The organism is Allobosea eneae (assembly GCF_042657265.1).
Taxonomy (GTDB): Bacteria; Pseudomonadota; Alphaproteobacteria; order Rhizobiales; family Beijerinckiaceae; genus Allobosea; species Allobosea eneae.
This window is the reverse complement of the sequence record NZ_JBHSLW010000129.1, coordinates 1-752: the sequence shown is the minus strand read 5'-3', so window position 1 is coordinate 752 and position 752 is coordinate 1. Positions and strand designations below refer to the sequence as shown.

The window sequence follows — 752 nt, the reverse complement described above, 5'->3', positions numbered from 1 at the left end:
GCACCAAGGCCGGCAAGCTCCTGAAGATCCTGCGCGCCTCGCTCGTCAATGACCCGAACCTGACCCTGACCACGCTCCACCACCGGGAGAACGACATGGATTTCCTCGCAAAGGTGCGAAAGGCGCTCGGGCTGGCTGATGACGCTGCCGATGATGCGGTGCTGACCACCGTCAGCTCGCATGCTGCGATCGCCGCGGCCGCCGGCAAGGTCGCCCAGGCCGGCGGGCTCAAGGCCGGCGCCACCGGCGACGAGCTCGTAACCCATCTCAACGCCCGGGCCGTCCCCGATCCGAAGCTCGAGGCGGTCAAGGCCGGATTGAAGGCCGCCGGCGTCGACTTCGACCTGACCAGCGCCGAGCAGATCACGTTGCACCTGAATTCCGCCGGCGCCGGCGACGCCGAGCTGCGCAAGACGGTGATCACGCTGCAGTCGCAGTTGACCACGCTGCAGACCGAAGGCGCGAAGGAGAAGGCCGTTACCTTCGTCGATGCGGCGATCGCGGCTGGCAAGCCGATCAAGCCGCTGCGCGACCACTACATCACGCGCCACCAGAAGGACGCCGCCGCGGTCGAGACCGAGATCAACGCGCTCGTCTCGATCCATTCCGGCGCGGTGAAGCAGCCGAAGTCCGCCGAGCCCGGTGCTCTCGATGCCGATGAGCAGGCTGTCGTCGAGCTGATGGGGCTCGATCCCAAGAAATTCGCCGAGACCAAGGCCGGGCTGGAAAAGCACGTCCTCTGACCCCGCAGA

General features: G+C 66.9%; 1 protein-coding gene. It reads left to right on the top strand.

Translation table 11 applies throughout. The features are described from left to right. The coding region (locus ACFPOB_RS31195) for a phage protease (protein WP_377801875.1) at window positions 1-743 on the top strand (743 nt) is incomplete at its 5' end. Window positions 744-752: the final 9 nt, after the last annotated feature.